Here is a 26,153-nt window from a genome sequence, read left to right as displayed (position 1 = left end):
CCTCCGCGCCCGCTGGGCGCGCTGTACCTGCGTAAACCGCCCGAACCGGGCTCCATACCGGTGACTTCGTGGATTTGTCGACTTCCGGGACGTGATTTCGCCCGCAGAAGTGAAGGTCGCCGCGATCCGTGGACTCCAACCCCCATCCGGCCGCGTAGCTTTGGTGCGTACGCCAGCCGCTGAGGGAGCAGTCGTGGCACGGAAGATCGGCAGCCGGTACACCGCGCACCAGATCCTGGGACGCGGCAGCGCGGGCACGGTGTGGCTGGGCGAGGGGCCTGACGGCCCCGTCGCCGTCAAACTGCTGCGCGAGGACCTCGCGTCCGACCAGGAACTCGTCGGACGGTTCGTCCAGGAGCGCAGCGCGCTCCTGGGCCTGGAGCACCCGCACGTCGTCTGCGTCCGCGACCTCGTCGTGGACGGCAACGACCTCGCCCTCGTCATGGACCTCGTCCGCGGTACGGACCTGCGCACGCGCCTCGACCGCGAGCGACGGCTCGCCCCCGAGGCGGCCGTCGCCATCGTCGCGGACGTCGCCGACGCGCTCGCCGCGGCGCACGCGGCCGGGGTCGTGCACCGGGACGTGAAGCCGGAGAACGTCCTGCTCGACATGCAGGGCCCGCTCGGCCCGGGCGGCGCGCACCCGGCGCTGCTCACGGACTTCGGCGTGGCCAAGCTCATCGACTCCCCCCGGCGGGCCACCGGCGGCCGGGCCTCGGCCCCGACCACCCGGATCATCGGCACGCCCGACTACCTGGCGCCGGAGATCGTCGAAGGCCTGCCGCCGCGTGCGGCGGTGGACATCTACGCCCTGGCCACCGTGCTGTACGAACTGCTCGCCGGGTTCACACCGTTCGGCGGCGGGCATCCCGGGGCGGTGCTGCGGCGCCATGTGACGGAGACCGTCGTCCCGCTGCCGGGGATCCCCGACGAGCTGTGGCAGCTGATGGTCCAGTGCCTGGCGAAGGCCCCCGCCTCGCGGCTGCGGGCCTCGGAGCTCTCCCTGCGGCTACGGGACCTGCTGCCGCTGCTCGCGGGGATGCCGCCGCTGGACGTGGACGAACCGGACGAGCCGGAGCAGGCGGAGTTCACGGAGGCGGAGGCCTCTGCCGCCGCCTCTGCCGCTGCCGCCGGGGATCCGGTGCGGCGGCGGGGTGTGGTGCCGCTGGTCCCCGGGTCCTCCACGGATTCCAACCGGGACACCCACACCTCGATGCGGGTGCCGGGGCCGGACGAGCTGGCGGGGGGTGCGCTGGGCACGGCCCGGGTTCCGCGTCCTGCCGGCGGGTACCGGCCGGGGTCCGCGCGGCACCGGGCGGAGACCGTCCGCAAGCGGCGGCTCGCGCTGTCCGCTGCCGCGGTCGCGCTGGCCGCGGCGGTCGGAGTCGGCAGCTGGCTGGCCGTCTCCTCCGATTCGGCGCCGCCCCAGAACGACAAGCAGTCGGGCTCCACGTCCCCGTAGCGGGGCGCGCGCGGGCCGGGCGGGCCCTGCGGGGCCGGGTCCCCTACCCGCCCTTCGCCCGTTCCCCGGGCTGCGCCCGGACCCCTCCTGGGGCTCCGCCCCAGACCCCGTGCCTCAAACGTCGGCGGGGCTGGCATTGCCCTGCGGGCAATCCAGCTCCGGCCGGGCACAATCAGCCCCTCCGGCGTTTGAGGAGCGGGGGTCCGGGGGCTGGCCCCCGGGAACGGCGCCGCACCCGGCAACGGGTCCGGGGCGAAGCCCCCGGGGAGCGGTGGAAGGGCGGGTAGGGGACCTCGCCCCTCAGGGCTCCCCGGCTACTGCCCCGCGGGCTCCAGGGTTACGGCTCCGCAGGGCTCCGGGGCTACGGCCCCGCAGGGCTCCCCGGCTACGGCCCCGCGGGGCTCCGGGGCGCGGCTGCGGAGGCTACGCCCCGGTCAGTTCCGGGTGCCAGCGCCGCGCCACCGCCGGGTGCGCGCGGACCCAGCCCTTCAGCTCGTTGCGGCCGTACTCCGCGTGCAGCGGGTTGGACGCGTCGTGCGCTATCCCCGGCGCCGAGTCCAGGTAATCGCCCGGGACCGTCTCGATGACGGCGTCCAGGCGCGGGTTGTAGAAGAACGGCACCGAGAACCGCTCCACACCCCCCGCCGGGCTAGCCACGCGGTGGTCCGTCGCCGTCAGGTACCCCTCCGTAGCGATCTCCAGCAGCTCGCCCAGGTTGACCACGAAGGCCCCGGGCAGCGGGGGGACGTCCAGGAAGGCCCCGTCCCGGACCACCTGGAGCCCGCCCACCGAGTCCTGGAGGAGCAAGGTGAGGAAGCCGTAGTCCTTGTGGGCCCCGACCCCCTGGTCGGTGCCCGTCGGGGCGGATCCCGGGTAGCGGATCAGCTTCGTGTGCAGGTGGGGGCGGTCCGCGAAGGCCGCGTCGAAGAAGTCCGCCGGGGCGCCGATCGAGGCGAGCAGCTCCTGGAGCAGCCGGTGGGCCACCGCCGCCAGCCGGGACTGCCACTCCAGCACCACGTCCCGCAGTTCCGGAAGCGCCGCGGGCCACTGGTTGGGGCCCTCCAGCCACAGGTACGCCGGGTCGTCCGGTCCCACGTCCCGCGCCGGCCGCTCCGCGCCCACGTCGAGCTGGTCGCGCCAGTCGGAGGCGCCGCCCGTCAGCTCGTGCCCGATGCGGGTGTACCCCCGGAAGTGCGGGGAGTTGAGATTGCTCACGGCCAGCCGGTCCGCCTCCGGAAGGGCGAAGAACTCCCTGGTCAGCGCCAGGATGCGGGCGCTCTCGGCGGCGGTGATCCCGTGCCCGGTGAGGTGCAGGAAGCCACTGTCCCGGGCGGCTGCGTGCAGTTCCTTCCGGAAGGAATCGCGCAGCGCCGGATCATCGGCCTGGGAGAGGTCCAGGACCGGAAGGGAGGGCAGGGCAGAGGATGAATCGGGGGAAGAAGGGTGCGCGGACGGCATGACGGCTCCGTTTCGGATGTCACGGGGTCCTGTCCCCAGGGGTGGCGGGGGCCGCGGCGGGGGAGGGCCGCCGGCAGGGTTGGCGCCGGGGCCGCGGGGCCGCGTACAGGACCAAGTCGGATCGGGGTGGATCAGGCTTGGGGATGGTCCGGCGGCAGACAGCTCGTCGTCGTGACACGCATGTGGTCCACATGGCGGCGCTTCACGAGACGGCGCGTGACGGGGAGGGCGGTCATATCGTGAGCGTACGCCCGTGCGACCCGTCCTCAGTACGGGGGATCCGGCCTGCCCGGAGAGCGCCCCCCGGGGACCGGCTACGCTGGACCCGTGGCAGTCGTCGATGTTTCCGAAGAGCTGAAGTCCCTCTCCTCGACCATGGGGTCGATCGAGGCCGTCCTGGACCTCGACAAGCTGAGGGCAGATATCGCCGTGCTCGAGGAGCAGGCCGCCGCGCCGTCCCTGTGGGACGACCCGGAGGCCGCCCAGAAGATCACGAGCAAGCTTTCGCACCTCCAGGCGGAGGTCCGCAAGACCGAGAACCTGCGCGGGCGCATCGACGACCTGGCGGTGCTGTTCGACCTCGCCCAGGAGATGGACGACGCGGACACCCTCGCCGAGGCGGAGACCGAGCTGGTCTCCGTACGCAAGGCGCTGGACGAGATGGAGGTCCGCACCCTGCTCTCCGGCGAGTACGCCGAGCGCGAGGCGCTGGTCAACATCCGTGCCGAGGCCGGCGGCGTGGACGCCTCTGACTTCGCCGAGCGCCTGCAGCGCATGTACCTGCGCTGGGCCGAGCGCCACGGCTACGCGACCGAGATCTACGAGACCTCGTACGCGGAAGAGGCCGGCATCAAGTCGACCACCTTCGTGGTCAAGGCCCCGTACGCCTACGGAACCCTCTCCGTCGAGCAGGGCACCCACCGGCTCGTCCGGATCTCGCCCTTCGACAACCAGGGCCGCCGCCAGACCTCCTTCGCGGGCGTCGAGGTGCTGCCGGTCGTCGAGTCCAGCGACCACGTCGAGATCGACGAGGGCGAGCTGCGCGTGGACGTGTACCGCGCCTCGGGCCCCGGCGGCCAGGGCGTCAACACGACCGACTCCGCGGTCCGCATCACGCACCTGCCGACCGGCATCGTGGTCTCGTGCCAGAACGAGCGCTCGCAGATCCAGAACAAGGCGAGCGCGATGAACGTCCTCCAGGCCAAGCTGCTCGAGCGGCGCCGCCAGGAGGAGAAGGACAAGATGGACGCCCTCAAGGACGGCGGAAGCTCCTGGGGCAACCAGATGCGGTCCTACGTCCTGCACCCGTACCAGATGGTCAAGGACCTCCGTACGGAGTTCGAGGTCGGCAACCCGCAGGCGGTGCTCGACGGCGAGATCGACGGCTTCCTGGAGGCCGGGATCCGCTGGCGCAAGCAGCAGGAGCAGACCGCGTAGTCGCGTAGTCGCGTAGTCAGACATCACAGAAGGGCCCGGACGCCGTGGAGGCGTCCGGGCCCTTCCGTTCCTGCGTCTTCTGCGTCTGATCGGGACGTGGCGGCTGAGGAAGCTACGCCGTCTGCTGAGCCACCAGTGCCAGCGCGGCCACGAGGATCACCAGCAGCGCGATGAGCGCCATCGGGTTGATACCGCCGGAGAAGGGGCCCTCCTGCTGGAGGCGCTCCCGGTTCGCCCGGCACACCCGGCAGCGGCCTTGGCTGACAGGTCCGGCGCAGTTCGCGCACACGAGCCGGTCATATGTCATGCGCTCCTCCTTTCGTCCCCTCGGTTACAACGGTCGCGGGAACCGGTCCGTTCCCCCTCCCACTGTGCCAGCTTCGATGACATTCGGCGCGGCCCCTCCGTGCAATCGCGGTCGCGCACCTCCCGGACCAGGGGATATATCGGGCAACTCCGGACGCCGGGTCCACACCTCGCGCCTGTTCGCGTATGGTCACGCACACCTACTCCCGGCGACCGTGGTGCACCCGTGATCCGATTCGACAACGTCTCCAAGTCCTACCCGAAGCAGAGCCGCCCCGCACTCAGAGATGTCTCCCTGGACATCGCGAAGGGCGAGTTCGTCTTCCTGGTCGGCTCCTCCGGCTCCGGCAAGTCCACCTTCATGCGGCTCATCCTGCGCGAGGAGCGGGCGAGCCACGGCCAGGTGCACGTCCTGGGCAAGGACCTCGCCAAGCTCTCCAACTGGAAGGTTCCGCAGATGCGGCGCCAGCTGGGGACCGTATTCCAGGACTTCCGCCTGCTGCCCAACAAGTCGGTGGCCGACAACGTGGCCTTCGCCCAGGAGGTCATCGGCAGACCGCGCGGCGAGATCAAGAAGGCCGTTCCCCAGGTCCTCGAACTCGTCGGCCTCGGCGGCAAGGAGGACCGGATGCCCGGCGAGCTCTCCGGTGGTGAGCAGCAGCGCGTGGCCATCGCCCGCGCCTTCGTCAACCGGCCGGCGCTGCTGATCGCGGACGAGCCCACCGGCAACCTGGACCCCCAGACCTCCGTCGGCATCATGAAGCTGCTGGACCGGATCAACCGGACCGGCACCACCGTGATCATGGCGACCCACGACCAGCAGATCGTCGACCAGATGCGCAAGCGCGTCATCGAACTCGAGCAGGGCCGTCTCGTCCGCGACCAGTCGCGCGGCGTCTACGGCTACCAGCACTGAAAGGCTCCTGAGACGCGATGCGCGCCCAGTTCGTCATGTCGGAGATCGGGGTCGGTCTCCGCCGTAACCTGACCATGACCTTCGCGGTCATCATCTCCGTGTCCCTGTCGCTGGCCCTGTTCGGCGGTTCCCTGCTCATGCGCGACCAGGTGAGCAAGATGAAGGGGTACTGGTACGACAAGGTCAACGTCTCCATCTACCTCTGCAACAAGAGCGACGCCGAGTCCACCAACGGGGCCGCCTGCTCCAAGGGCGCGGTGACTCCGGAGCAGAAGCAGGCCCTGGAGACCGAGCTCAAGGGCATGGACCTCGTGGAGGCCGTCACCTACGAGTCCTCCGACGAGGCCTTCAAGCACTACAAGGAGCAGTTCGGGCACACCGCCCTGGCCGCGTCCATCACCCCGGACCAGATGCCCGAATCCTTCCGGGTGAAGCTCAAACAGCCGGAGAAGTACAAGGTCATCACGACCTCCTTCTCCGGGCGCGACGGGGTCCAGTCGGTGGAGGACCAGCGCACCGTGCTGGACAACCTCTTCAGACTCCTCGGCTACCTCAACTGGGCCGCCCTCGGCATCATGCTGATCATGCTGATCGTGGCGTTGCTGCTGATCGTCAACACGGTGCGCGTCTCGGCCTTCAGCCGTCGGCGCGAAACCGGGATCATGCGCCTGGTGGGCGCCTCCAGCTTCTACATCCAGGTGCCGTTCATCATGGAGGCGGCCTTCGCCGGCCTCATCGGCGCGCTGCTCGCCTGCGGGATGCTCGGCGCGGGCCAGTACTTCGTGATCGACCACGGGGCCGCGCTGCGCGACAAGATGGAGCTCATCAACTTCATCGGCTGGGACTCGGTCCTGACCAAGCTGCCGCTCGTCCTGGTCATCGGCGTCCTGATGCCCTCCCTGGCCGCCTTCATCGCGTTGCGCAAGTACCTGAAGGTTTGACGTCCTCCCCTTCGGCGACGAAGGGGATTCCTACCTCACGCTGCCTGGCGGGCCGGCGGCCCGCCAGGTCTCACGCGATCAGCGGTAGCCGGGATGAGACCAGCCCGGACGAGCATCACGCGTGCGGAGTTCTTGTCCCTGGGGGACACGGCTCCGCACGCGGTGCACGTGTAGGTACGTTCCGAGAGCGGCAGTGCGTGCTTGGTTCTCGCTCCGCATCGTCCGCAGTCCGTGGTGGTGTGCGCGGGATGCACGAGCCGTAGGTCGCGGCCGCGCTTGCGCGCCATGTTGATCAACTCGCGCTTGGTGGCCGAGATCGCCGCGTCCGCGGCCTTGCGGGCCATGTTGGACCTCGCGAGGAACTTCGGCCGGAAGTCCTCCACCGCCAATTGATCGAAGTCCGTCACGACGCGCTTGGCCCACTTGCGAGCCGTGTCCTGACGCTGCCGGACGATCTTCTTGTGAGCCTTCGCGGCCTGGTGCTTGACCTTGCGGTAGCCCTTCGAGGCAGCCTGTCCGAGCCTGGGCTTCCGGCGGGCCATCATCCGCTGGTAGCCGGTCAGCATCCTGTCGAGACCGGCAGGTCCACACTTCTCTTCGGCCCTGTGCGCCGCGCGGGACGTGGCGACACATTGGTTCCACACCCACCGGCACCGGTCCCCTTCGGACAGCAGGGCTGTGCGGGCCGTGGACGACACGCGCAGTCGATAGGTGTACCGGGCGTGTCCGGCCTCCCCGCCTTCTGCGATTGCCGCCATGACGTCAACCCAGGGAGCCCGGCCTGCTTCTCTCCCCGGTACGCAGATTCCCCACCCGAACGAGCGGCCGACCATTCGTGCCGCGGGAAGGGGTGCGCATCCTCTGGCTGGGTGGTGGTGAGCGCCCTCGTGCGGTCTGCTCAACGCTCCTTGCCGTCACGCGGCTTGTCGTACACTCGGCGCCATGCCGGGACTGACCGCTCTCCGTCTCCGGCCCCGCGACGTGCGTCGCGGGGCCGTTTTGACGTTGGTCTTCCTCGCCGCCGTGGGCGCCGGCGCGTGTACCGGGAGCTGGGACTTCGCCGACGGGGAGGCCGGGTCCACCCTGCTGGTGGCCCGTACGGATCCTCCCGCGCCGGGGCCGCACCCGCAGCCGCCCCGGGAGGCGGCCACCGCCGACCGGGACGCGGTGGCCCGCGCGGCCGCCGAGGCCGTCGCCGAGGGCAAGTCCGCGAAGTCGGCGGCCCAGGACGTGGTCAGCCGCAGCGGGGACCGCTGGGCCGCGGTGTACGACCAGGGCGAGTACGAGGCCTTCGCCGACGACCTGGACGGCCGCTGGACGGGCGTCGGCCTGTGGGCCGGGCGGCTGCGCGACGGCCGCATCGAGATCGACCGGGTCCAGCCCGGGAGTCCCGCGGCGCGGGCCGGGATGCGCGCCGGGGACCGGCTGCTCAGCATCGACGGGCAGGGCGTGACCGGGCTCAAGGTGGCCGAGGTGGTGGCGCTGCTGCGCGGCGAGGCCGGCACCCCCGTGGAGCTGAAGCTGACCCGCGGCGGGACCGACCTCACGCAGACCGTGCGGCGCGAGGAGCTGCGCAGCGAGCCCGTGACGGTACGGGAACTGCCCGGCGGGATCACGGTCATCAAGGTCGCCTCCTTCACCCGGGGGTCCGGCGAGCGGGTCCGTACCGCGGTGCGCGCCGCCCCGGCCGGCGGCGGGGTCATGCTCGACCTGCGCGGCAACACCGGAGGCCTGGTCACCGAGGCCGTGACGGCCGCCTCCGCCTTCCTGGACGGCGGGCTGGTGGCGACGTACGACGTGCGCGGCGCCCAGCGCGCCCTCTACGCGACCCCGGGCGGCGACACGGCCCGGCCGCTGGTGACGCTGGTGGACGGCGGCACGATGAGCGCGGCCGAACTGGTCACCGGAGCCCTCCAGGACCGGGGCCGCGCGGTGGCGGTCGGCACCCGCACCTTCGGCAAGGGCACGGTGCAGATGCCCACGGAGCTGCCGGACGGATCGGTGGCGGAGCTGACGGTGGGGACGTACCGCACTCCGGCGGGCCGCAGTCTGGACGGCACGGGCATCACCCCGGACCTGGCGGCGGCGGACCGGGTCGAGGAACGGGCCCGCACGGTATTGAGTGGCATCGGGGTGGGTCCGTAGTGCGAAAATGACCGCACTATGGCTAAGGAAACAGGGCGCAAGCTGATCGCCCAGAACAAGAAGGCGCGGCACGACTACACGATCATCGACACCTACGAGTGCGGCCTCGTGCTCACGGGTACCGAGGTCAAGTCCCTGCGTCAGGGCCGTGCCTCGCTGGTGGACGGCTTCGTGTCGGTGGAGAGCGGCGAGGCCTGGCTCTACAACGTGCACGTGCCGGAGTACAGCCAGGGAACCTGGACCAACCACAGCGCGCGGCGCAAGCGCAAGCTCCTCCTGCACCGCGAGGAGATCGACAAGCTGGACTCGAAGACGGGGGAGACCGGCAACACGATCGTGCCGCTCGCCCTCTACTTCAAGGACGGCCGGGCGAAGATCGAGATCGCGCTGGCGAAGGGCAAGAAGGAGTACGACAAGCGGCAGGCGCTGCGCGAGAAGCAGGACACGCGCGAGACGAACCGGGTGATCTCGGCCGTGAAGCGCAAGGAACGCGGCCAGCTTTAATCTTCTGGCACGCAGTGGTCCACTTCGCGTACCATGGCGTCAGCACCACGCGCTTGCGGGTGGCGCCGGTCGGGCGGGACGCATGGAGAGCGCCTGCTGGATCTCATAACTGAACAGCGTGAAACATGGGGATGATCGGTTTCGACAGCGGATGTCGATGTAGGGGAAGCGAGCCGAGAAAGCGGCAATGATCTCGTTAACCATATGTCGCAAACAATAATCGCCAACTCCAAGAGCGATAACTCCCGCTTCACCCTCGCTGCCTAATAACAGTGAGCTGAAGCCTCTGTGAGGAGCGTCAGCCCGGAAGTGGTCCCGGTCCGGATCCTGGCGTCAATTAGGGATCTAAACCTCTAACTCCGGTCACGGGGGATAGAGGGAAATCAAACAGTGACTGAGCCCGTCGGAGACTTGTCCGTGTGATCTCCGGGGCCGAGAAAAGCGCAGCGGAATGCGCTCGGAGAAGCCCTACTTCTGCACCGTTGGACGCGGGTTCGATTCCCGCCATCTCCACAACCCCCATGTTGGGTAAAGGCCCCGCGGCCATCAGGCTGCGGGGCCTTTGTCGTGCCCGTCAGTAGTGGTAGCGGGCCTTCAGGATCTTCATTTCCTTCTCGTCGGCCCGGTAGACGAGCCGGTGTTCGTCGTCGATCCGGCGGGACCCGTATACCGACAGCTCGCCCTGCAAGGGTTCGGGTTTACCGATCCCGCCGAACGGGTCGCGCTGGATTTCGCCGATCAGGCGACTGATCCTGCGGGCCATCTTCCGGTCCCATGCGAGCCAGAAGAGGAAGTCGTCCCAGGCACGGCGACCCCGCCCAGGAGGAGCGCCAGCAGCGCCGCACCCGCCGGGAGGGCGTACGGGGTGGTCGGGCCCCAGTGGTCGATCGCGGCGCCGGCCGTCGCGGAGCCTGCCGCGATGCCCGCGAAGAGGGCGGTGACGGCGAGGGTCATGCCCTCGTTGAGGCGGCCCGGCGGGGTGACGGCGTGGATCCGGGACATCGCGGTGACCATGACCGGGGCCGTGGCCATGCCGGCCAGCAGGAGGGCCGGGCCCAGGGCGAGGAGGGAGCTGGTGGCCGCCGCCGCCAGGGGCAGGAACATGGCGAGGGCCAGGGCGCCGAGGCAGACGGGGAGCGTGCGCGGGCGCAGGGTGCCGTAGAGCAGGCCGGCCGCGCAGGAGCCGGCCGCCTGGAGGGCGAGGACCGGGCCCGAGAGCCCGCCGAGCCCGTGGGCGCCGAGGTGGGCGATCGAGGTGATCTCCATGGAGCCGAACATCGCCCCGAGGGCGAGGAAGAGCGGCAGCAGTCCGCCCAGGGCGCGGAGCGGGGACGGCCCCCGGACCGCGGGCGCCGGCGGCGGCTCGGTGGCGCGGTGCGCCGTGAAGACCAGCATCCCGGTGAGGAGCAGGACGGCCCCGGCGAGGGTGCCCGCCTCCGGGAAGGCGGCGGTGCACAGGAACGCGGCGGCCACCGGCCCGAGCATGTACGCCAGTTCGTCGGCGGCCTGCTCGAAGGACATCGCGGTGTGCCGGGCGGCCTGGTCGTCCCGCAACAGGTGCGTCCAGCGGGCACGGGACATCCCGCCGATGTTGGGGGTGGTCGCGGTGGCGGCGTAGGAGGCGAAGAGGGTCCACGCGGGGGCGCCGCCGCGGACACACGCGATCAGGGAGAGCGAGCCGAGGACCGCGATCAGGGTGGCGGGCACGGCGACCCTGGCCTGCCCGTACCGGTCCACCAGCCGGGCCGTCCAGGGCGCCACGAGGGCGGTGGCGGTCAGGCCGGCCGCCACGACGGCGCCGGCCAGGGCGTAGGAGCCGCGCTGCCCGGCGATCATCATGACGGCGCTGACGCCGAACATGCCCATGGGGAGCCGGGCGATGAGGTTCCCGGTGGTGAACCCGCGGGTGCCGGGGAGCGCGAAGAGCCGGCGGTACGGGCCCGGGGCGCGGGCCGGCCGCGCCGCGCGGCCCGGATGCCCCTGCCGCGCCGGGGCGGCGGCGAGCACCAGCGTGCTGCCGGAGACGGCCATGAGCGGCGGGCCGCTCGCGGCCGGGGCGGCGCGGCGGGCGGTGCCGGTGCCGGGGGCAGGGACACGGGCAGGGGCAGGGCCCGGGGCAGCGGCAGCGGACGGCGGGGTGGTGGTGGGCATGGATCAAGGCTCGGGCCGGGGGCCGTCAGCGGTCCAACACCTGTTCGGGGGTGATTCACCGCTCTGTGCTGTCAATGTGGTCTAGTCTCCGCAGATGACGCCCCGAGACGTGGAACCCCGCCTGCTGCGCGCCTTCCTCGCCGTGGCCGAGGAACTGCACTTCACCCGGGCCGCAGCCCGCCTCTACGTGGCCCAGCAGGCCCTCAGCCGGGACGTGCGCCGGCTGGAACAGACCCTGGGCGCGCCCCTGTTCGTACGCACCACCCGCGCCGTCGAGCTGACCCCGGACGGGGAGCGGCTGCTGCCCCTGGCCCGGGGCGTGCTGCGGGCGCACGAGGAGCTGGCCTCGGCGTTCACCGCCGGAGCGGGGCCCCGGCCGCTGCTCGTCGACCTCAACACCGATGGCCCCGGGACCGCCCGCAGCGTCCTGGACCGGGCCCGCGAACTGGCCCCCGACTGCGAGCTGATGGCCCGCTTCGAGTCCGGGCTGACCCACGCCGCCGCCGAGATCGCCGCGGGCCGCCTCGACGTCTCCTTCGGGTACGCCGACGGCCTCGACCCGGCGCTGCGGGCCCGCCTCGCGCATGCGCCCGTACGGTACGAGCCGCTCGCCGTGCTGCTGCCCGAGGGGCACGCGCTGGCCGCGCTGGACGCCGTACCGCTGGACGCGCTGCGCGGCGAGACGGTGTACACCGGGGCCGGGAACCCGCGGACCCGGGAGTGGACCGGGCTGGCGCGCGAGCTGTTCGCCGGCCGGGGCATCGCGGCCGCGCCGCCCGCGCCGGTGGCGGTGGGCAAGGACGAGTTCCGCCGGGTCATGGTCAAGACCGGCAACCCGGTCCTGGCCACCGTGGACTTCCTCGACATGCCCGGCTGCGTCAAGCGGCCGCTGACCGCCCCGGTGCCGCTGTCGCCGCTCTCCATGGTGTGGCGGAAGGGATCGAGCCATCCCGGGCTCGACGCGCTGCGCCGCGCCGCCGCGGAGCTCGGGGCCGGGCGCGGCTGGCTGGAGGTGCCCCCGGACAGTTGGCTGCCCGCGCTCACACCAGCCCCGGGCGACGGGTGAGTGCAAGGTTTCCCGCCGGTCATCCGGCGGGGACCGGGGCCGAAACGAGCCCTTCCTACGGTCGTCACCACGGACGAGACGCGATGAGCCCCGACAAGGCCGACGAGCGCGACGTGATCGCAGCAGCTGTGGAGGCGTGTGATGACCAGTACGACCGCACCGCGCAAGGGTGGCCGCTGGATCGAGCGGTGGGACCCGGAGGACGAGACCTTCTGGCGGGAGACGGGCGAGAAGACGGCCCGCCGCAACCTGATCTACTCGGTGCTCTCGGAGCACATCGGGTTCTCGATCTGGTCCCTGTGGTCCGTGATGGTGCTCTTCATGGGCCCGAAGTACGGGATCGACCCCGCCGGGAAGTTCTTCCTCATCGCCACCGCCACCTGCGTGGGCGCCCTGGTCCGGGTGCCCTACACCTTCGCCGTGGCCCGCTTCGGCGGCCGCAACTGGACGGTGGTCAGCGCCCTGCTGCTGCTGGCGCCGACGGTCGCCGCCTGGATCGTGATGGAGCCCGGGACCTCGTACGACACCTTCCTGCTGGTCGCCGCGCTGACCGGGGTCGGCGGCGGCAACTTCGCCTCGTCGATGACGAACATCAACGCCTTCTTCCCGCTCCGCAAGAAGGGCTGGGCGCTCGGCCTCAACGCGGGCGGCGGCAACATCGGCGTCCCCGTGGTCCAGCTCGCCGCCCTGCTGGTCATCGGTACGGCCGGGGCCGGCCACCCGCGGCTGCTGCTCGGCGCCTACATCCCGCTCATCGTGGTCGCGGCGGCGCTCGCCGCGCTGCGGATGGACAACCTGGCGCCCGTGCGCAACGACACCGGAGCGGTACGGGAGGCGGTCCGCGACGCGCACACCTGGATCATGGCGTTCCTGTACATCGGCACCTTCGGCTCCTTCATCGGCTACAGCTTCGCCTTCGGCCTGGTGCTCCAGACGCAGTTCGGCCGCACCCCGCTCCAGGCGGCCTCGCTCACCTTCATCGGACCGCTGCTCGGCTCGCTGATCCGGCCGGTCGGCGGGGCCCTCGCGGACCGCTTCGGCGGCGCGTGGATCACCCTGGGCACCTTCGTGTCGATGGCGGCGGCGACCGGAGTGGTGATCCTGGCCTCCGTACGGGAATCCCTGCCGGTGTTCCTGGTCGGCTTCGTGGGGCTGTTCGTCCTCAGCGGGCTCGGCAACGGCTCCACGTACAAGATGATCCCCGGCATCTTCCAGGCGAAGGCGCTGGCCCGCGGGATGAGCGGCGAGGACGCGGCCGCGTACGGGCGGCGGCTGTCCGGCGCCTCCATGGGACTCATCGGCGCGGTCGGCGCGCTCGGCGGACTCGCCATCAACCTGGTCTTCCGCGAGGCGTTCCTCAGCTCCGGCTCGGGCACGGCGGCCTTCGTGACCTTCCTCGGCTTCTATGCGGTGTGCTGCGCCGTCACCTGGGCGGTATACCTTCGCCGGCCCGCCCAGGCCATGATCCCCACCGCCGGGGCGGAGGCGAAGCCCCAGCTCACCTCGGTGTAACGGCGGGCACACGTCGGTTAACGGCACCGAAATACGCGTGAACCGAGCCTGATACGCCCCCAGGGCAGGCTCGGTTCACGCGAGCGTCACGACTGCGTGTGACCGCGACACCGGACCCCGATATCGGACCCCGACACCGGACCCGACCACTGCGCGAGGCAGGTCACCATGCACGACCAGGACACTCCCACCGGTCCGCCGGCCGGCCCGCTCGCCGGATTCACCGTCGGGGTCACCGCCGCCCGGCGGGCCGACGAGCTCATCGCCCTGCTGCGCCGCCGCGGGGCCACCGTGCTGCACGCGCCCGCGCTGCGGATCGTGCCGCTCGCCGACGACGCCGAACTGCTGTCCGCCACCAAGGAACTGATCGGCTGCGCGCCCGACGTGGTGGTGGCGACCACCGCCATCGGCTTCCGCGGCTGGATCGAGGCCGCCGACGGGTGGGGCCTGGGCGAGGAACTGATCGGGCGGCTGCGGGAGACCGAACTGCTGGCGCGCGGACCGAAGGTGAAGGGGGCGATCCGGGCCGCCGGGCTCGTGGAGACCTGGTCCCCGCGGTCGGAATCGCTCGCCGAGGTACTGGACCGGCTGCTCACGGCCGGGGTGGCCGGTCGGCGCATCGCCCTCCAGCTGCACGGGGAGCCGCTGCCCGGGTTCATCGAGGCCCTGCGGGCCGGCGGGGCCGAGGTGGTCGGCGTACCCGTCTACCGGTGGATGGCGCCGGAGGACCTCGCGCCGCTGGACCGGCTGCTCGACGCGGTGGCCGCGGGCGGGGTGGACGCGGTGAGCTTCACCTCCGCTCCGGCGGCGGCCTCCCTGCTGACGCGGGCCGCGGAGCGGGGAGTACGGGACCAGGTGATCGCGGCGCTGACCGGAGGGTCGGTGCTCTCCGCGTGCGTGGGGCCGGTGACGGCCCTGCCGCTGCAGGCGGAGGGCGTGCCCACGGTGCAGCCCGAGCGGTTCCGGCTGGGACCCCTCGTGCAGCTCCTGTGCCAGGAACTGCCGGGCCGGGCCCGCGTGCTCCCGGTGGCCGGACACCGGCTGGAGCTGCGCGGCCACGCGGTCCTCCTCGACAGCGAGCTGCGCCCCGTCCCGCCGGCCGGCATGGCCCTGCTCAGGGCCCTGTCCCGGCGCCCGGGCTGGGTCGTGGCCCGCTCCGAACTCCTGCGGGTCCTGCCGGGCGCGGGCCGCGACGAGCACGCGGTGGAAACGGCGATGGCCCGCTTGCGCGTGGCCCTCGGCGCGGCGAACCTCATCCAGACCGTCGTCAAGCGCGGCTACCGGCTGTCGCTGGACATGGCCGCCGACACGAAGTACGCGGACTCCTGAGGAGCACGCGTCTGGCCCGGGACCGGGCCGTCCGTTAGCGTGCTGGGATGATCACTGACGGGGTGGAGATGCGCGAGATCCGGACGGCCGACGCCGCCGGGGTCGCCGAGGCACTGGACCGCAACCGGGCGTATATGGCCCCCTACGAGCCCCTGCGGCTGCCGGGCTTCTACACCGAGGCCGGACAGCGCGAGCGCATCGAGGCGCTGCTCGCGGACCGGGACGGAGGGCGGGTGCGGCCGTACGTGCTGCTCGGGGGCGGGGTGCCGATCGGGACGATCAACCTCGGCTCCATCGCGCTCGGGCCGCTGCGCAGCGGCGGCATCGGCTACTGGGTGGACCAGGCCTGGGCCGGCAAGGGGGTCGCCACCGCCGCCGTCCACGAGATCTGCCGGATCGCCCGCGACGAGCTCCGGCTGCACCGCGTCGAGGCGGGCACGCGCGTGGACAACCTGGGCTCGCAGCGGGTGCTCGCGAAGGCCGGCTTCGAGCAGTACGGGCTCGCGCCCCGCTACCTGCACGTCGGCGGGGACTGGCAGGACCACCGCCTCTTCCAGCGGCTGCTCAACGACGACCCGCCCGCCCCCTAGGGCCTGTCGCCACATTCCCGCCTGCCCCGCGGGCGACGACGGGAATGTGGCGACAGGCCCTAGCCGAGTGCCCGCGCGACGGGCACTCTGGGGGCACGCCCCGAGCGGGAGGCGGTGACGGGCATGTGGTTCGACTCCGGGCGGGTCTGCCTGGACCTGGTGGCTACTTCTTCGCCCCACGGGCACCCCGGGGGCACCGAGGGCATCCGGGACGGCGACGGGCTGCGGCTGTGGCTCACCGGAGCCGGGCTGGTGCCCGACCGGACGCCGCTCACCCGGGTCGGGGACGACTGGGTGCACGCCTTCCGGCTGCTGCGCGCCGACGTCGAGAGCCTCGTACGGGCCGAGCTGGCCGGAGCCGCGCCGCCGCACGCCCCGCTGGCCCGGGTCAACGCCGCGGCCGCCGGTCCACCCCCGGGACTGTGTGCAGTTCAGGACCAAGAAGGTCACCTCGTACGGGAGTTGTGCGGCGGAGTCGAATGCGCCGGGCTGCTCGCCGCCGTGGCCCGGGACGCCGTCGAACTGCTCACCGATCCCGGCGAACGGGACCTGCTGCGGGCCTGCGAGGGCGACGGCTGCGCCCGGGTCTACCTCGACACCTCGCGCGGACACCGCCGCCGCTGGTGCTCCAGCGAGCTCTGCGGCAACCGCGAGCGCGTGGCCCGGCACCGGCGGCGCGTCCTGGAATCCCGCCCGGGCTGACCCCGTCCGCGGGGCCCGCGGGGCGTGATCTTCGTCCTGATCCGCGAGCCGTCCCGGAAGGGGCGTGCGCGGGCGGGCCCCTTGGCGTACGGTTGACGGCTGCCCATGCACGTCAGAAAGGGGCCTTGGTGGCCGCGCAGAATGCCGCTGTCGACAGCACGGCGGATTCCGTCCGCGATCGGGAGATCGCGGTCGAGCAGACGCATCTCGATCACGTGTACCGACGCCTTGAGGAGAAGATCCACGAGGCGGAGTTCCTGATGAACGACGCCGCCAAGCGTGGCCAGGTCGGCACGCCCGGCGCCCTCGCGGAGCGGGACGCGCAGGTGTTCCGCGCCGGGATCCACCTCAACCGTCTCAACAACGAGTTCGAGGACTTCCTGTTCGGCCGCATCGACCTGGTCCTCGGCAAGGACGGGGAGCGGGGCCCCGACGGCGCCTTCACCTCCGTCGAGCCGGCCGAGGACGCGATCCGCACCGACCTCACGGCCGATATCGCCGAGACGCTCCACATCGGCCGCATCGGGGTCCTCGACTCCGACTACGCGCCGCTCGTCATTGACTGGCGGGCCCCCGCGGCCGCGCCGTTCTACCGCTCCACCCCCAAGGATCCCGGCCGCGTCGTGCGCCGCCGGGTCATCCGTTCCAAGGGCCGCAAGGTGCTCGGCGTCGAGGACGACCTGATGCGCCCCGAGGTCACCGCCTTCCTCGACGGCGGCGAGCTGCCCGTCATCGGTGACGGCGCCCTGATGGCCGCCCTCGGGCGGGCCCGTACCCACTCGATGCGCGACATCGTCTCCTCCATCCAGGCCGAGCAGGACCTCGTCATCCGGGCGCCCGCCGCCTCGGTCGCCGAGGTCGCGGGCGGACCGGGCACCGGCAAGACCGCCGTCGCCCTGCACCGCGCCGCCTACCTGCTCTACCAGGACCGCAGGCGCTACGCCGGCGGCATCCTGATCGTCTCCCCGACCCCGCTCCTGGTCGCCTACACCGAGGGCGTCCTGCCCTCCCTCGGCGAGGAGGGCCAGGTCGCCATCCGGGCGCTCGGCTCGCTCGTCGACGGCGCCGAGGCGACCACGTACGACGACCCGTCCACGGCGCGCGTCAAGGGCTCGTCCCGGATGCTGAAGGTGCTGCGCAAGGCCGTCCGGGGAGCACTGGAGTTCGGCGGTCCCGGCGGGACCCCCGCCCCCGACCGGCTGCGCGTGGTGGCCTTCGGGCGCCGCCAGGAGCTGGAGGCCCCCGACCTCGACCGGATCCGGCAGAACGTCCTGTCGGGCACCGCCCCGGTCAACCTGCTGCGCCCGCGCGCCCGCAAGCTGCTGCTGGACGCGCTGTACTCCAAGTCCGGCGGGGCCGGCCGGCACAGCGACCCGGAGCTCGCGGCCGAGCTGCGCTCCGCCTTCGACGAGGACGTCTCGACGGAGGACGCGTTCATCGACTTCCTGAACGCCTGGTGGCCCGAGCTGACGCCGCGCGGGGTGCTCGCCTCCATGGCGGACGAGCGGCGCCTGTCGCGCTGGTCGCGCCGGGACCTGAACCCGCGCGAGACCCGACAGGTGGCGCGCTCCCTGCGCCGGGTCGGACCGGACGGCAAGGGCGCCCTGTCGGTGCACGACGTGGCGCTGCTGGACGAGCTCCAGCAGCTGCTGGGCGCGCCCGCGCGGCCCAAGCGCAAGCGGGAGCTCAACCCGCTGGACCAGCTGAGCGGGCTGGAGGAGCTGATGCCGACCCGCGAGGAGACCCAGTGGGAGCGGGCCGAGCGGCTCGCGGCAGAGCGCACCGAGTACGCGCACGTCATCGTCGACGAGGCGCAGGACCTGACGCCGATGCAGTGGCGGATGGTCGGCCGCCGCGGCCGGGGCGGCACGTGGACGGTGGTCGGGGACCCGGCGCAGTCCTCGTGGACCGATCCCGAGGAGGCGGCCGCGGCGCGCGACGAGGCGCTGGGCACGCGGCCGCGGCGCAAGTTCACCCTGACGGTGAACTACCGCAACCCGGCCGAGGTCGCCGAGGTCGCCTCGCGGGTGCTGAAGCTGGCGGCGCCGGGCACGGAGCCGCCCACGGCCGTCCGTTCCACGGGGCTGCTGCCGCGCTTCACGGCGGTGGGCCCCGAGGGACGGGACCTGCGCTCCACCGTCGTCGAGGAGACCCGGCGGTTGCTGGAGCAGGTGGACGGCACGGTCGGCGTGGTCGTGGCCATGGACCGGCGCGCGGAGGCCGCGGGCTGGCTCGCGGACCTCGGGGAGCGGGCGGTCGCCCTGGGCAGCCTGGAGGCGAAGGGCCTGGAGTACGACGCCACGGTCGTGGTCTCCCCGGCGGAGATCGCGGACGAGTCCCCGGCGGGTCTGCGGGTGCTCTACGTGGCCCTGACCCGTGCGACCCAGCAGCTGACGGTGATCGCCACCGACCGGGACGAGCCGGATCCGGAGGGCGTCGCGGCGCTGCTCAAGCCGTAGCACCGGGCGTAGGGCCGGTTGGTGGACGGCCAGGGGCGTGGTCCCGACAACCGGTCGCCGGTAGGGGGATCACTTCCGGCGAACCTTTGTTAGCCTGGGTTACGGCACCGACTCGATCCAAGCCCCCGGGCCCAACCTTCGTCGCCTAGAGCGACCACTTGCCGCGAGGCGAGCATGGCGGGTCGGTGTCATAGACGTAGGAAGCACCAGGTCCGCGCCCCCCACTCCGTGGGGGGCGCGGACCTTTTTTGTATGGGCCACCCATTCCCCAGGCCCCGGTTATCTCGTATGGTGGAAGAGTTCTTCCGAAATTTGTAGCTGGTTACCTTGTACCGGCTGGTAGGTGGGACGATCGGACAACAGGTCCTGCCGCACCTGCCATGTTTCGGCCGGAGCAGAGCTGGGCCCTGTGTGAAAAAGAACCAGGGACAGAAGAGGAACTCGGCCATGGCAACGGCGCCCAGCGTCTCGTACTCGATGACGGTCCGCCTGGAAGTGCCCGCGAGCGGAACCGCGGTCTCCCAGCTCACCACCGCCGTGGAGTCCTCCGGTGGCTCGGTCACCGGCCTCGACGTGACCGCATCCGGTCACGAAAAGCTCCGCATCGACGTCACCATCGCGGCGACGTCCACGGCGCACGCCGACGAGATCGTCGAGAAGCTCCGCGGGATCGAGGGCGTCAGCCTCGGCAAGGTCTCCGACCGCACCTTCCTGATGCACCTCGGCGGCAAGATCGAGATGCAGTCGAAGCACCCCATCCGCAACCGCGACGACCTCTCGATGATCTACACCCCGGGCGTGGCCCGCGTGTGCATGGCGATCGCCGAGAACCCCGAAGACGCCCGCCGTCTGACCATCAAGCGCAACACCGTCGCAGTCGTGACGGACGGCTCCGCCGTGCTGGGCCTGGGCAACATCGGCCCGATGGCCGCCATGCCGGTCATGGAGGGCAAGGCGGCCCTCTTCAAGCGCTTCGCCGACATCGACGCCTGGCCGATCTGCCTGGACACCCAGGACCCCGACGAGATCGTGGCCGTCGTCAAGGCCATCGCCCCGGGCTTCGCGGGCATCAACCTGGAGGACATCTCCGCGCCGCGCTGCTTCGAGATCGAAGCCCGGCTGCGCGAGGCCCTCGACATCCCCGTCTTCCACGACGACCAGCACGGCACCGCCATCGTGGTCCTCGCCGCCCTCACCAACGCACTGCGCGTGGTGGGCAAGGCCGTTGGTGACGTCAAGGTCGTCATGTCGGGCGCCGGCGCGGCCGGTACCGCCATCCTCAAGCTGCTCCTCGCCGCCGGCGTCAAGAACGCCGTCAGCGCCGACATCCACGGTGTCGTGCACGCGGACCGCCCCGACCTCGTCGACGCGGCCCCGGACTCCCCGCTGCGCTGGATCGCGGACAACACCAACCCCGAGGGCTACACGGGCACCCTGAAGGAGGCCGTGGTCGGCGCCGACGTCTTCATCGGCGTCTCGGCCCCCAACGTCCTGTCCGGCGAGGACGTGGCCGCCATGGCGGAACGTGCGATCGTGTTCGCGCTCGCGAACCCGGACCCCGAGGTGGACCCGGCGATCGCCCGTCAGACCGCCGCCGTCGTGGCCACCGGCCGTTCCGACTTCCCGAACCAGATCAACAACGTGCTGGTCTTCCCGGGCGTCTTCCGCGGTCTGCTGGACGCCCAGTCCCGCACCGTGAACACCGACATGATGCTGGCCGCCGCGAGCGCCCTGGCCGACGTGGTCGGCGAGGACGAGCTGAACGCGAACTACATCATCCCCTCGGTCTTCAACGACAAGGTCGCCGGCGCGGTCGCCGGAGCCGTCCGCAAGGCCGCCTCCGCGGCCGTGACGGCGCCCACCTCCGTCTGATCCCCGGCGCGTCGCGGGATGCGGGCCCCCCGGGCCGCCCATAGGGTTGCGGGGATGCCCGCGTGGCCCGCGGTCCGCGTCCACGGACGGCATTCCGGACACCATCCGGGCGCCTTCCGGTGCGGACGGAGCGTCACCGCGGCGTGACTGTGGCGCTTTTCGTGTGACCCCGGCGGGTGCCGGATTGGCTTTCCCGCCGGTGGTGGGGGCAGGATGCGTAACCGGGCGAGAGGGTCTGACGTCAGACCCGGGTCCGGGGACTGTCCTAGGGCCCTGGCAGCATCGGCTTCGATCTCACGCCTCTAAGGCACGTTGAACACGGGAGTACAACATGAACCGCAGTGAGCTGGTGGCCGCTCTGTCCGAGCGCGCCGAGGTGACCCGCAAGGACGCCGACGCCGTTCTGGCCGCGCTCGCCGAGACCGTCGGCGAGATTGTCGCCAAGGGCGACGAGAAGGTCACCATCCCCGGCTTCCTGACCTTCGAGCGCACCCACCGTGCCGCTCGCACCGCGCGCAACCCGCAGACCGGCGACCCCATCCAGATCCCGGCCGGCTACAGCGTGAAGGTCTCCGCGGGCTCCAAGCTCAAGGAAGCCGCCAAGGGCAAGTAGTCAGCCCTTGTGCCGAGGGCCGCACCGGCCCCCGGGACGGCAGTAGTACGTAGTACGCCGGAGGCGGCCACCCGGCACCGGGTGGCCGCCTCCGGCGCTCCCGGCGGCCGAGTGGCCCCCGGGAGCCAGAACGCCCCCACAGGCCCTGTACGGGCCCGTGGGGGCGTTCTGTGATGGTCTGGGTGGATCTAGACGAGATCCCCGCCCGGGAGCTCGACCTTGGCGCCCAGTTCCACGAGCTTCTCCATGAAGTTCTCGTAGCCCCGGTTGATCAGGTCGATGCCGTGGACCCGCGAGGTGCCCTCGGCGGCGAGCGCCGCGATGAGGTACGAGAACCCGCCGCGCAGGTCGGGGATGACCAGGTCGGCGCCCTGGAGCTTGGTGGGCCCCGAGACGACGGCCGAGTGCAGGAAGTTGCGCTGGCCGAAACGGCAGGCGCTGCCGCCCAGGCACTCCCGGTAGAGCTGGATGTGCGCACCCATCTGGTTGAGCGCGGAGGTGAAGCCCAGGCGGGACTCGTAGACCGTCTCGTGGACGATCGAGAGGCCGGTGGCCTGGGTCAGCGCCACGACCAGCGGCTGCTGCCAGTCGGTCTGGAAACCGGGGTGGACGTCCGTCTCCAGCGCGATGGCGTTGAGGGGACCGCCCGGGTGCCAGAAGCGGATGCCGTCGTCGTCGATCTCGAACGCCCCGCCGACCCGGCGGAAGGTGTTCAGGAAGGTCATCATCGAACGCTGCTGCGCGCCGCGCACGTAGATGTTGCCGCCGGTCGCCAGCGCCGCGGACGCCCAGGAGGCGGCCTCCAGCCGGTCCGGGAGCGCCTTGTGGTTGTAGCCGCCGAGGCGGTCCACACCGGTGATCCGGATGGTCCGGTCGGTGTCGACGGAGATGATCGCGCCCATCTTCTGCAGGACGCAGATGAGGTCTTCGATCTCGGGTTCGACGGCGGCGTTGCTGAGCTCGGTGACGCCCTCGGCCAGGACGGCCGTCAGCAGCACCTGCTCGGTCGAGCCGACCGACGGGTAGGGCAGGCGGATCTTGCATCCGCGCAGCCGCTGCGGGGCCTCCAGGTACTGACCGCCCTCGCGCTTCTCGATGGTCGCGCCGAACTGGCGCAGCACGTCGAAGTGGAAGTCGATCGGACGGCCGCCGATGTCGCAGCCGCCGAGGCCGGGGATGAAGGCGTGGCCGAGGCGGTGCAGCAGCGGGCCGCAGAACAGGATCGGGATTCGAGAGGAGCCCGCGTGGGCGTCGATGTCGGCGACGTTCGCGCTCTCGACGTACGTGGGGTCGAGGACCAGCTCGCCCGGTTCGTCGCCGGGCCTGACGGTCACCCCGTGCAGCTGGAGCAGCCCGCGCACGACCCGGACGTCCCGGATGTCGGGAACGTTGCGCAGCCGGCTGGGCTCACTGCCGAGCAGGGCGGCGACCATCGCCTTGGGTACGAGGTTCTTCGCGCCGCGGACACGGATCTCGCCCTCGAGCGGGGTTCCGCCGTGGACAAGCAGTACATCGTCACTGATGCCGGTCATGAATCTCGCGTTCCGGAGAGGGGTGGGCAGGGGGCCAGTCAAAAGGGTAAGGGGCATGACCCCCCTGTTCGTAAGGCTGACGGGGCCGTAGGACTGTCATGAATTCGGCACAACACCCTGGGTGCCCGCCAGGTGGCGGAGCGTCCCCTTCCGGGCGGGGTCCGGCCGGCGGGCCCCGCGCGCCCCGCGCTGCCGCCGTGCGCCCTGAGCTGCGTACGTTCCGGATGTGCCGCCCACTCCCCCTTGCGGGCGAATGTGCGAGATCATGTGGCCATGACCGAGGTGTCCTCCCTCACAGGGCGGCTGCTCGTGGCCACCCCCGCCCTCGCGGACCCGAATTTCGACCGCGCGGTCGTCCTGCTGCTCGACCACGACGACCAGGGCTCGCTCGGTGTCGTCCTCAACCGCCCCACCCCGGTGGGCGTCGGTGACGTCCTGCTGCCCTGGGCCCCGCTGGCCAAGGACCCCGGAGTGGTCTTCCAGGGAGGCCCGGTGGCGCTGGACTCGGCGCTGGGGCTGGCGGTCATCCCGGGCGAGGAGGGCCCGCTCGGCTGGCGCCGGGTGCACGGGGCGATCGGCCTGGTGGACCTGGAGGCCCCGCCCGAACTGCTCGCGGCGGCCCTGGGGGCCTTGCGCATCTTCGCCGGGTACTCGGGCTGGGGCCCGGGGCAGCTGGAGGAGGAACTGGACGTGGGCGCCTGGTACGTGGTCGACTCCGAGCCGGGCGACGTCTCCTTCCCGGATCCGGAGCGGCTGTGGCGCGCCGTGCTGCGGCGCCAGCGCAGCGAGCTGGCCATGGTGGCCACGTACGCGGACGACCCGTCGCTGAACTGAGCCCCGTCGGCGGCCGGGGCCCGGTGGCCCGGGGGGCCACTGCGGATCCCTCGCGCGCGAGGGACTCGGTACCCTGGCAGTCATGAGCACTCTTGAGCCCGATCGCGGGACTGGTACGGGGACCCTCGTAGAGCCGACGCCGCAGGTGTCCCACGGCGACGGCGACCACGAGCGCTTCGCCCACTACGTCCAGAAGGACAAGATCATGGAGAGCGCGCTCGGGGGCACCCCCGTCGTCGCGCTCTGCGGCAAGGTCTGGGTACCGGGCCGGGACCCGAAGAAGTACCCGGTCTGCCCCATGTGCAAGGAGATCTACGAGTCCATGGGCCCTGGCGGGGACAAGGACAAGGGCGGCAAGGACGGGAAGTAGCCGTCCGGCCCTCCTGAAACGGGACGAAGGCCCCCGGTGCGCATCTGTGCGCCCGGGGGCCTTTGCCGTGCTCCGGGGGCGGGTTAGGGTCGCCGCATCAGCGCCCTGTGAAACGTACGTTGCACCTGATGCAACGGTGGAGGAGTCGAGGCCATGCCCGAGTTGATCCCGCAGCCCCGGTCCGCGCGATTCCCGGCCGACGGCGGCACGTTCGAGCTCGCCGACCCGCTCCTCGACGCCGGACCCGGCACCGAGGCCACGGCCCGCTGGCTGCGCCGCGAACTCGGCGCCGCCACCGGCTGGGCGCTGGCGGCCCCGGTCCGCGGGGAGGACCACGCCGGGCGCCCGGTGATCCGGCTCGCGCTGCGCCCCGGCCTCGCGCGGGAGGCCGGGGCGGAGTCGTACGGGATCCACGTCGAGCCCGGCGTCGTCCTCCTGGACGGCGCCGACGAGGCGGGCGTCTTCTACGCCGCCCAGACGCTGCGTCAGCTGCTCGGCCCCGACGCCCACCGGCGGGCCCCGCTGCCCGGCGCGGTGTGGCGGCTGCCGGTCGGGGACGTCGCCGACGGCCCCCGCTTCGGCTGGCGCGGGCTGATGCTCGACGTCGCCCGGCACTTCATGCCCAAGGACGCGGTGCTGCGGTACATCGACCTGCTCGCCGCCCACAAGCTCAACGTGCTGCACCTGCACCTGACGGACGACCAGGGCTGGCGGGTCGAGATCAAGCGCTACCCGCGGCTCACCGAGGTCGGTGCGTGGCGGGCCCGCAGCCGGTGGGGCCACCGGGCCTCGCCGCTGTGGAACGACACCCCGCACGGCGGCTTCTACACCCAGGACGACCTGCGCGAGATCGTCGCGTACGCGGCGGAGCGGCACGTGCGGGTGGTGCCGGAGATCGACGTGCCGGGGCACTCGCAGGCCGCGATCGCCGCGTACCCGGAGCTCGGGAACACCGACGTGGTGGACACGGCGGCGCTCGGGGTGTGGGACGACTGGGGCATCAACGAGAACGTGCTCGCACCCACCGAGGCCGTCCTGCGGTTCTACGAGGGGGTCTTCGAGGAGCTGCTGGAGGTGTTCCCGGCGGAGGTCTCGCCCTTCGTGCACGTGGGCGGCGACGAGTGCCCGAAGGCGCAGTGGAGGACCTCCGCGGTGGCGCAGGAGCGGATCCGCGAGCTGGGGGTCGACGGCGAGGACGGTCTGCAGTCCTGGTTCATCCGGCACTTCGACGGCTGGCTCGCCGAGCGCGGCCGCCGGCTCATCGGCTGGGACGAGATCCTCGAGGGCGGACTGGCCCCGGGAGCGGCCGTCTCCTCCTGGCGCGGCTACGCGGGCGGCATCGCCGCCGCCGAGGCCGGCCACGACGTGGTGATGTGCCCCGAGCAGCAGGTGTACCTGGACCACCGTCAGGCGGGCGGCGAGGACGAGCCGATGCCCATCGGGTACGTACGGACATTGGAGGATGTGTACCGGTTCGAGCCGGTACCGCCGAAGTTGTCCGAAGAGGCCGCCGCCCACGTGCTGGGCGCGCAGGCCAACGTGTGGACCGAGGTGATGGAGGACCAGAGCCGCGTCGACTACCAGGTGTTCCCGCGCCTCGCGGCCTTCGCCGAGGCGGTGTGGTCCCGGCTGCCGCTGCCGGAGGAGCGGGACTACGCGGACTTCGAGGCCCGGATGACGGCGCACTACCGGCGCCTGGACGCCCTCGGCGTCGACTACCGGCCGCCGGGCGGCCCGTTGCCGTGGCAGCGCCGGCCCGGAGTGCTCGGACGCCCGATCGAGGGAGCGCCCCCGAACGTGTGACGAGCCCCGGGCGGGCGCGGGACCGAGGCCGGATCGAGGCCGGAACGAGACCGGATCACGGCCCGGTCCCGGCCCGATCGCGGCCGGGTCACGGCCGGATCGCGCGGGTGGTCCGGGGCCGTGCGGGGGGCGTGTTCGCGGTCGGGGACGG

General features: G+C 72.0%; 23 protein-coding genes and 1 other RNA gene. 18 read left to right on the top strand and 6 right to left on the bottom strand.

What is annotated here, in order from left to right; genetic code table 11:
* Positions 1 to 193 precede the first annotated feature (193 nt).
* On the top strand, positions 194 to 1,462 hold the full coding sequence (locus OG435_RS18410) for a serine/threonine-protein kinase (protein ID WP_266877998.1): 1,269 nt from the start codon (positions 194 to 196) through the stop codon (positions 1,460 to 1,462).
* Between the two features lie 423 nt (positions 1,463 to 1,885).
* On the opposite strand, the gene OG435_RS18405 is transcribed toward OG435_RS18410, so the two are convergent.
* The gene (locus OG435_RS18405; protein WP_266877996.1) at positions 1,886 to 2,920 is read right to left on the bottom strand and encodes an isopenicillin N synthase family dioxygenase; all 1,035 of its coding nucleotides are present in this window, start codon (positions 2,918 to 2,920) and stop codon (positions 1,886 to 1,888) included.
* A gap of 327 nt (positions 2,921 to 3,247) precedes the next feature.
* Here OG435_RS18405 and prfB point away from each other — a divergent pair, with 327 nt between their 5' ends.
* Positions 3,248 to 4,357, top strand: coding sequence for a peptide chain release factor 2 (gene prfB, locus OG435_RS18400; protein ID WP_266877995.1), 1,110 nt, complete (start codon positions 3,248 to 3,250; stop codon positions 4,355 to 4,357).
* 112 nt (positions 4,358 to 4,469) lie between these two features.
* On the opposite strand, the gene OG435_RS18395 is transcribed toward prfB, so the two are convergent.
* Positions 4,470 to 4,664 carry a hypothetical protein gene (locus OG435_RS18395; RefSeq protein WP_266877993.1) on the bottom strand — a complete coding sequence of 65 codons (195 nt, stop codon included), beginning with the start codon at positions 4,662 to 4,664 and terminating at the stop codon, positions 4,470 to 4,472.
* A 225-nt stretch (positions 4,665 to 4,889) separates the two neighbouring features.
* Here OG435_RS18395 and ftsE point away from each other — a divergent pair, with 225 nt between their 5' ends.
* Entirely contained in the window at positions 4,890 to 5,579 is a 690-nt protein-coding gene (ftsE, locus tag OG435_RS18390) for a cell division ATP-binding protein FtsE (RefSeq protein WP_243337359.1), read from the top strand.
* A 17-nt stretch (positions 5,580 to 5,596) separates the two neighbouring features.
* Positions 5,597 to 6,520 carry a permease-like cell division protein FtsX gene (ftsX, locus tag OG435_RS18385; protein WP_266877990.1) on the top strand — a complete coding sequence of 308 codons (924 nt, stop codon included), beginning with the start codon at positions 5,597 to 5,599 and terminating at the stop codon, positions 6,518 to 6,520.
* Positions 6,521 to 6,555: 35 nt separating this feature from the next.
* Here ftsX and OG435_RS18380 read toward each other — a convergent pair whose 3' ends face one another.
* Positions 6,556 to 7,278, bottom strand: coding sequence for an RNA-guided endonuclease InsQ/TnpB family protein (locus OG435_RS18380; RefSeq protein WP_266877988.1), 723 nt, complete (start codon positions 7,276 to 7,278; stop codon positions 6,556 to 6,558).
* Positions 7,279 to 7,462: 184 nt separating this feature from the next.
* On the opposite strand from OG435_RS18380, the gene OG435_RS18375 reads away from it, so the two are divergent.
* The 3 genes from OG435_RS18375 (at position 7,463) to ssrA (ending at position 9,685) form a co-directional block, all read left to right on the top strand.
* Positions 7,463 to 8,665 carry a S41 family peptidase gene (locus tag OG435_RS18375; protein ID WP_266877986.1) on the top strand — a complete coding sequence of 401 codons (1,203 nt, stop codon included), beginning with the start codon at positions 7,463 to 7,465 and terminating at the stop codon, positions 8,663 to 8,665.
* Positions 8,666 to 8,683: 18 nt separating this feature from the next.
* A complete protein-coding gene (gene smpB / locus OG435_RS18370; protein WP_250741074.1) occupies positions 8,684 to 9,169 on the top strand; it encodes an SsrA-binding protein SmpB in 486 nt (161 codons plus the stop codon).
* A gap of 127 nt (positions 9,170 to 9,296) precedes the next feature.
* Positions 9,297 to 9,685: a transfer-messenger RNA gene (gene ssrA, locus OG435_RS18365) on the top strand.
* Between the two features lie 58 nt (positions 9,686 to 9,743).
* Here ssrA and OG435_RS18360 read toward each other — a convergent pair.
* Together OG435_RS18360 and OG435_RS18355 are read right to left on the bottom strand one after the other, a co-directional pair.
* Positions 9,744 to 9,932 carry a Txe/YoeB family addiction module toxin gene (locus OG435_RS18360; RefSeq protein WP_266877981.1) on the bottom strand — a complete coding sequence of 63 codons (189 nt, stop codon included), beginning with the start codon at positions 9,930 to 9,932 and terminating at the stop codon, positions 9,744 to 9,746.
* Positions 9,908 to 11,320, bottom strand: a complete 1,413-nt coding sequence (locus OG435_RS18355) for an MFS transporter (protein ID WP_430625649.1) — start codon at positions 11,318 to 11,320, stop codon at positions 9,908 to 9,910. The genes OG435_RS18360 and OG435_RS18355 overlap by 25 nt, the downstream gene beginning before the upstream one ends.
* A gap of 94 nt (positions 11,321 to 11,414) precedes the next feature.
* On the opposite strand from OG435_RS18355, the gene OG435_RS18350 reads away from it, so the two are divergent.
* The 8 genes from OG435_RS18350 to OG435_RS18315 all read left to right on the top strand — a co-directional run bounded on the left by OG435_RS18350 (position 11,415) and on the right by OG435_RS18315 (position 21,463).
* A complete protein-coding gene (locus OG435_RS18350) occupies positions 11,415 to 12,386 on the top strand; it encodes a LysR family transcriptional regulator (RefSeq protein ID WP_266877980.1) in 972 nt (323 codons plus the stop codon).
* Positions 12,387 to 12,527: 141 nt separating this feature from the next.
* Positions 12,528 to 13,898 carry a nitrate/nitrite transporter gene (locus OG435_RS18345; protein WP_266877978.1) on the top strand — a complete coding sequence of 457 codons (1,371 nt, stop codon included), beginning with the start codon at positions 12,528 to 12,530 and terminating at the stop codon, positions 13,896 to 13,898.
* Between the two features lie 168 nt (positions 13,899 to 14,066).
* Positions 14,067 to 15,227, top strand: coding sequence for a uroporphyrinogen-III synthase (locus OG435_RS18340; RefSeq protein WP_266877977.1), 1,161 nt, complete (start codon positions 14,067 to 14,069; stop codon positions 15,225 to 15,227).
* A 47-nt stretch (positions 15,228 to 15,274) separates the two neighbouring features.
* The gene (locus OG435_RS18335) at positions 15,275 to 15,817 is read left to right on the top strand and encodes a GNAT family N-acetyltransferase (protein WP_266877976.1); all 543 of its coding nucleotides are present in this window, start codon (positions 15,275 to 15,277) and stop codon (positions 15,815 to 15,817) included.
* Positions 15,818 to 15,940: 123 nt separating this feature from the next.
* Positions 15,941 to 16,519, top strand: a complete 579-nt coding sequence (locus OG435_RS18330) for a CGNR zinc finger domain-containing protein (protein ID WP_266877975.1) — start codon at positions 15,941 to 15,943, stop codon at positions 16,517 to 16,519.
* Between the two features lie 128 nt (positions 16,520 to 16,647).
* Entirely contained in the window at positions 16,648 to 18,978 is a 2,331-nt protein-coding gene (locus tag OG435_RS18325) for a HelD family protein (RefSeq protein ID WP_266877974.1), read from the top strand.
* Between the two features lie 447 nt (positions 18,979 to 19,425).
* Entirely contained in the window at positions 19,426 to 20,850 is a 1,425-nt protein-coding gene (locus tag OG435_RS18320) for an NAD-dependent malic enzyme (RefSeq protein WP_266877972.1), read from the top strand.
* 331 nt (positions 20,851 to 21,181) lie between these two features.
* Positions 21,182 to 21,463 (top strand): HU family DNA-binding protein, encoded by a 282-nt coding sequence (locus tag OG435_RS18315; RefSeq protein WP_007264399.1) that lies wholly within the window; start codon positions 21,182 to 21,184, stop codon positions 21,461 to 21,463.
* Between the two features lie 188 nt (positions 21,464 to 21,651).
* Here the strand turns inward: OG435_RS18315 and murA are convergent, their stop codons facing one another.
* Complete coding sequence (gene murA / locus OG435_RS18310; protein WP_266877971.1) at positions 21,652 to 22,995, bottom strand: UDP-N-acetylglucosamine 1-carboxyvinyltransferase; 1,344 nt, start codon at positions 22,993 to 22,995, stop codon at positions 21,652 to 21,654.
* Between the two features lie 273 nt (positions 22,996 to 23,268).
* Here murA and OG435_RS18305 point away from each other — a divergent pair, with 273 nt between their 5' ends.
* From OG435_RS18305 to OG435_RS18295, 3 genes are all read left to right on the top strand, one after another.
* Positions 23,269 to 23,829, top strand: coding sequence for a YqgE/AlgH family protein (locus OG435_RS18305; protein ID WP_266877970.1), 561 nt, complete (start codon positions 23,269 to 23,271; stop codon positions 23,827 to 23,829).
* Positions 23,830 to 23,911: 82 nt separating this feature from the next.
* Entirely contained in the window at positions 23,912 to 24,199 is a 288-nt protein-coding gene (locus OG435_RS18300; protein WP_243337322.1) for a DUF3039 domain-containing protein, read from the top strand.
* Between the two features lie 153 nt (positions 24,200 to 24,352).
* On the top strand, positions 24,353 to 26,002 hold the full coding sequence (locus OG435_RS18295) for a beta-N-acetylhexosaminidase (RefSeq protein ID WP_266877967.1): 1,650 nt from the start codon (positions 24,353 to 24,355) through the stop codon (positions 26,000 to 26,002).
* The last annotated feature ends 151 nt before the right edge of the window (positions 26,003 to 26,153 follow it).

The organism is Streptomyces sp. NBC_01264 (genome assembly GCF_026340675.1).
Lineage (GTDB): Bacteria > Actinomycetota > Actinomycetes > Streptomycetales > Streptomycetaceae > Streptomyces.
This window is presented reverse-complemented; position numbering and strand designations above follow the sequence as displayed.

Excerpts from the sequence above, each read along its gene's own strand:
- OG435_RS18295 (WP_266877967.1), top strand. The coding sequence starts at position 24,353 with ATGCCCGAGTTGATCCCGCAGCCCCGGTCCGCGCGATTCCCGGCCGAC.
- OG435_RS18350 (WP_266877980.1), top strand. The coding sequence starts at position 11,415 with ATGACGCCCCGAGACGTGGAACCCCGCCTGCTGCGCGCCTTCCTCGCC.
- ftsX (WP_266877990.1), top strand. The coding sequence starts at position 5,597 with ATGCGCGCCCAGTTCGTCATGTCGGAGATCGGGGTCGGTCTCCGCCGT.
- OG435_RS18335 (WP_266877976.1), top strand. The coding sequence starts at position 15,275 with ATGATCACTGACGGGGTGGAGATGCGCGAGATCCGGACGGCCGACGCC.
- OG435_RS18300 (WP_243337322.1), top strand. The coding sequence starts at position 23,912 with ATGAGCACTCTTGAGCCCGATCGCGGGACTGGTACGGGGACCCTCGTA.
- OG435_RS18360 (WP_266877981.1), bottom strand. The coding sequence starts at position 9,932 with ATGGCCCGCAGGATCAGTCGCCTGATCGGCGAAATCCAGCGCGACCCG.
- OG435_RS18395 (WP_266877993.1), bottom strand. The coding sequence starts at position 4,664 with ATGACATATGACCGGCTCGTGTGCGCGAACTGCGCCGGACCTGTCAGC.
- OG435_RS18345 (WP_266877978.1), top strand. The coding sequence starts at position 12,528 with ATGACCAGTACGACCGCACCGCGCAAGGGTGGCCGCTGGATCGAGCGG.
- OG435_RS18380 (WP_266877988.1), bottom strand. The coding sequence starts at position 7,278 with ATGGCGGCAATCGCAGAAGGCGGGGAGGCCGGACACGCCCGGTACACC.
- OG435_RS18340 (WP_266877977.1), top strand. The coding sequence starts at position 14,067 with ATGCACGACCAGGACACTCCCACCGGTCCGCCGGCCGGCCCGCTCGCC.
- OG435_RS18355 (WP_430625649.1), bottom strand. The coding sequence starts at position 11,320 with ATGCCCACCACCACCCCGCCGTCCGCTGCCGCTGCCCCGGGCCCTGCC.
- OG435_RS18375 (WP_266877986.1), top strand. The coding sequence starts at position 7,463 with ATGCCGGGACTGACCGCTCTCCGTCTCCGGCCCCGCGACGTGCGTCGC.
- OG435_RS18320 (WP_266877972.1), top strand. The coding sequence starts at position 19,426 with ATGGCAACGGCGCCCAGCGTCTCGTACTCGATGACGGTCCGCCTGGAA.
- OG435_RS18330 (WP_266877975.1), top strand. The coding sequence starts at position 15,941 with ATGTGGTTCGACTCCGGGCGGGTCTGCCTGGACCTGGTGGCTACTTCT.
- OG435_RS18305 (WP_266877970.1), top strand. The coding sequence starts at position 23,269 with ATGACCGAGGTGTCCTCCCTCACAGGGCGGCTGCTCGTGGCCACCCCC.
- murA (WP_266877971.1), bottom strand. The coding sequence starts at position 22,995 with ATGACCGGCATCAGTGACGATGTACTGCTTGTCCACGGCGGAACCCCG.
- OG435_RS18405 (WP_266877996.1), bottom strand. The coding sequence starts at position 2,920 with ATGCCGTCCGCGCACCCTTCTTCCCCCGATTCATCCTCTGCCCTGCCC.
- OG435_RS18315 (WP_007264399.1), top strand. The coding sequence starts at position 21,182 with ATGAACCGCAGTGAGCTGGTGGCCGCTCTGTCCGAGCGCGCCGAGGTG.
- smpB (WP_250741074.1), top strand. The coding sequence starts at position 8,684 with ATGGCTAAGGAAACAGGGCGCAAGCTGATCGCCCAGAACAAGAAGGCG.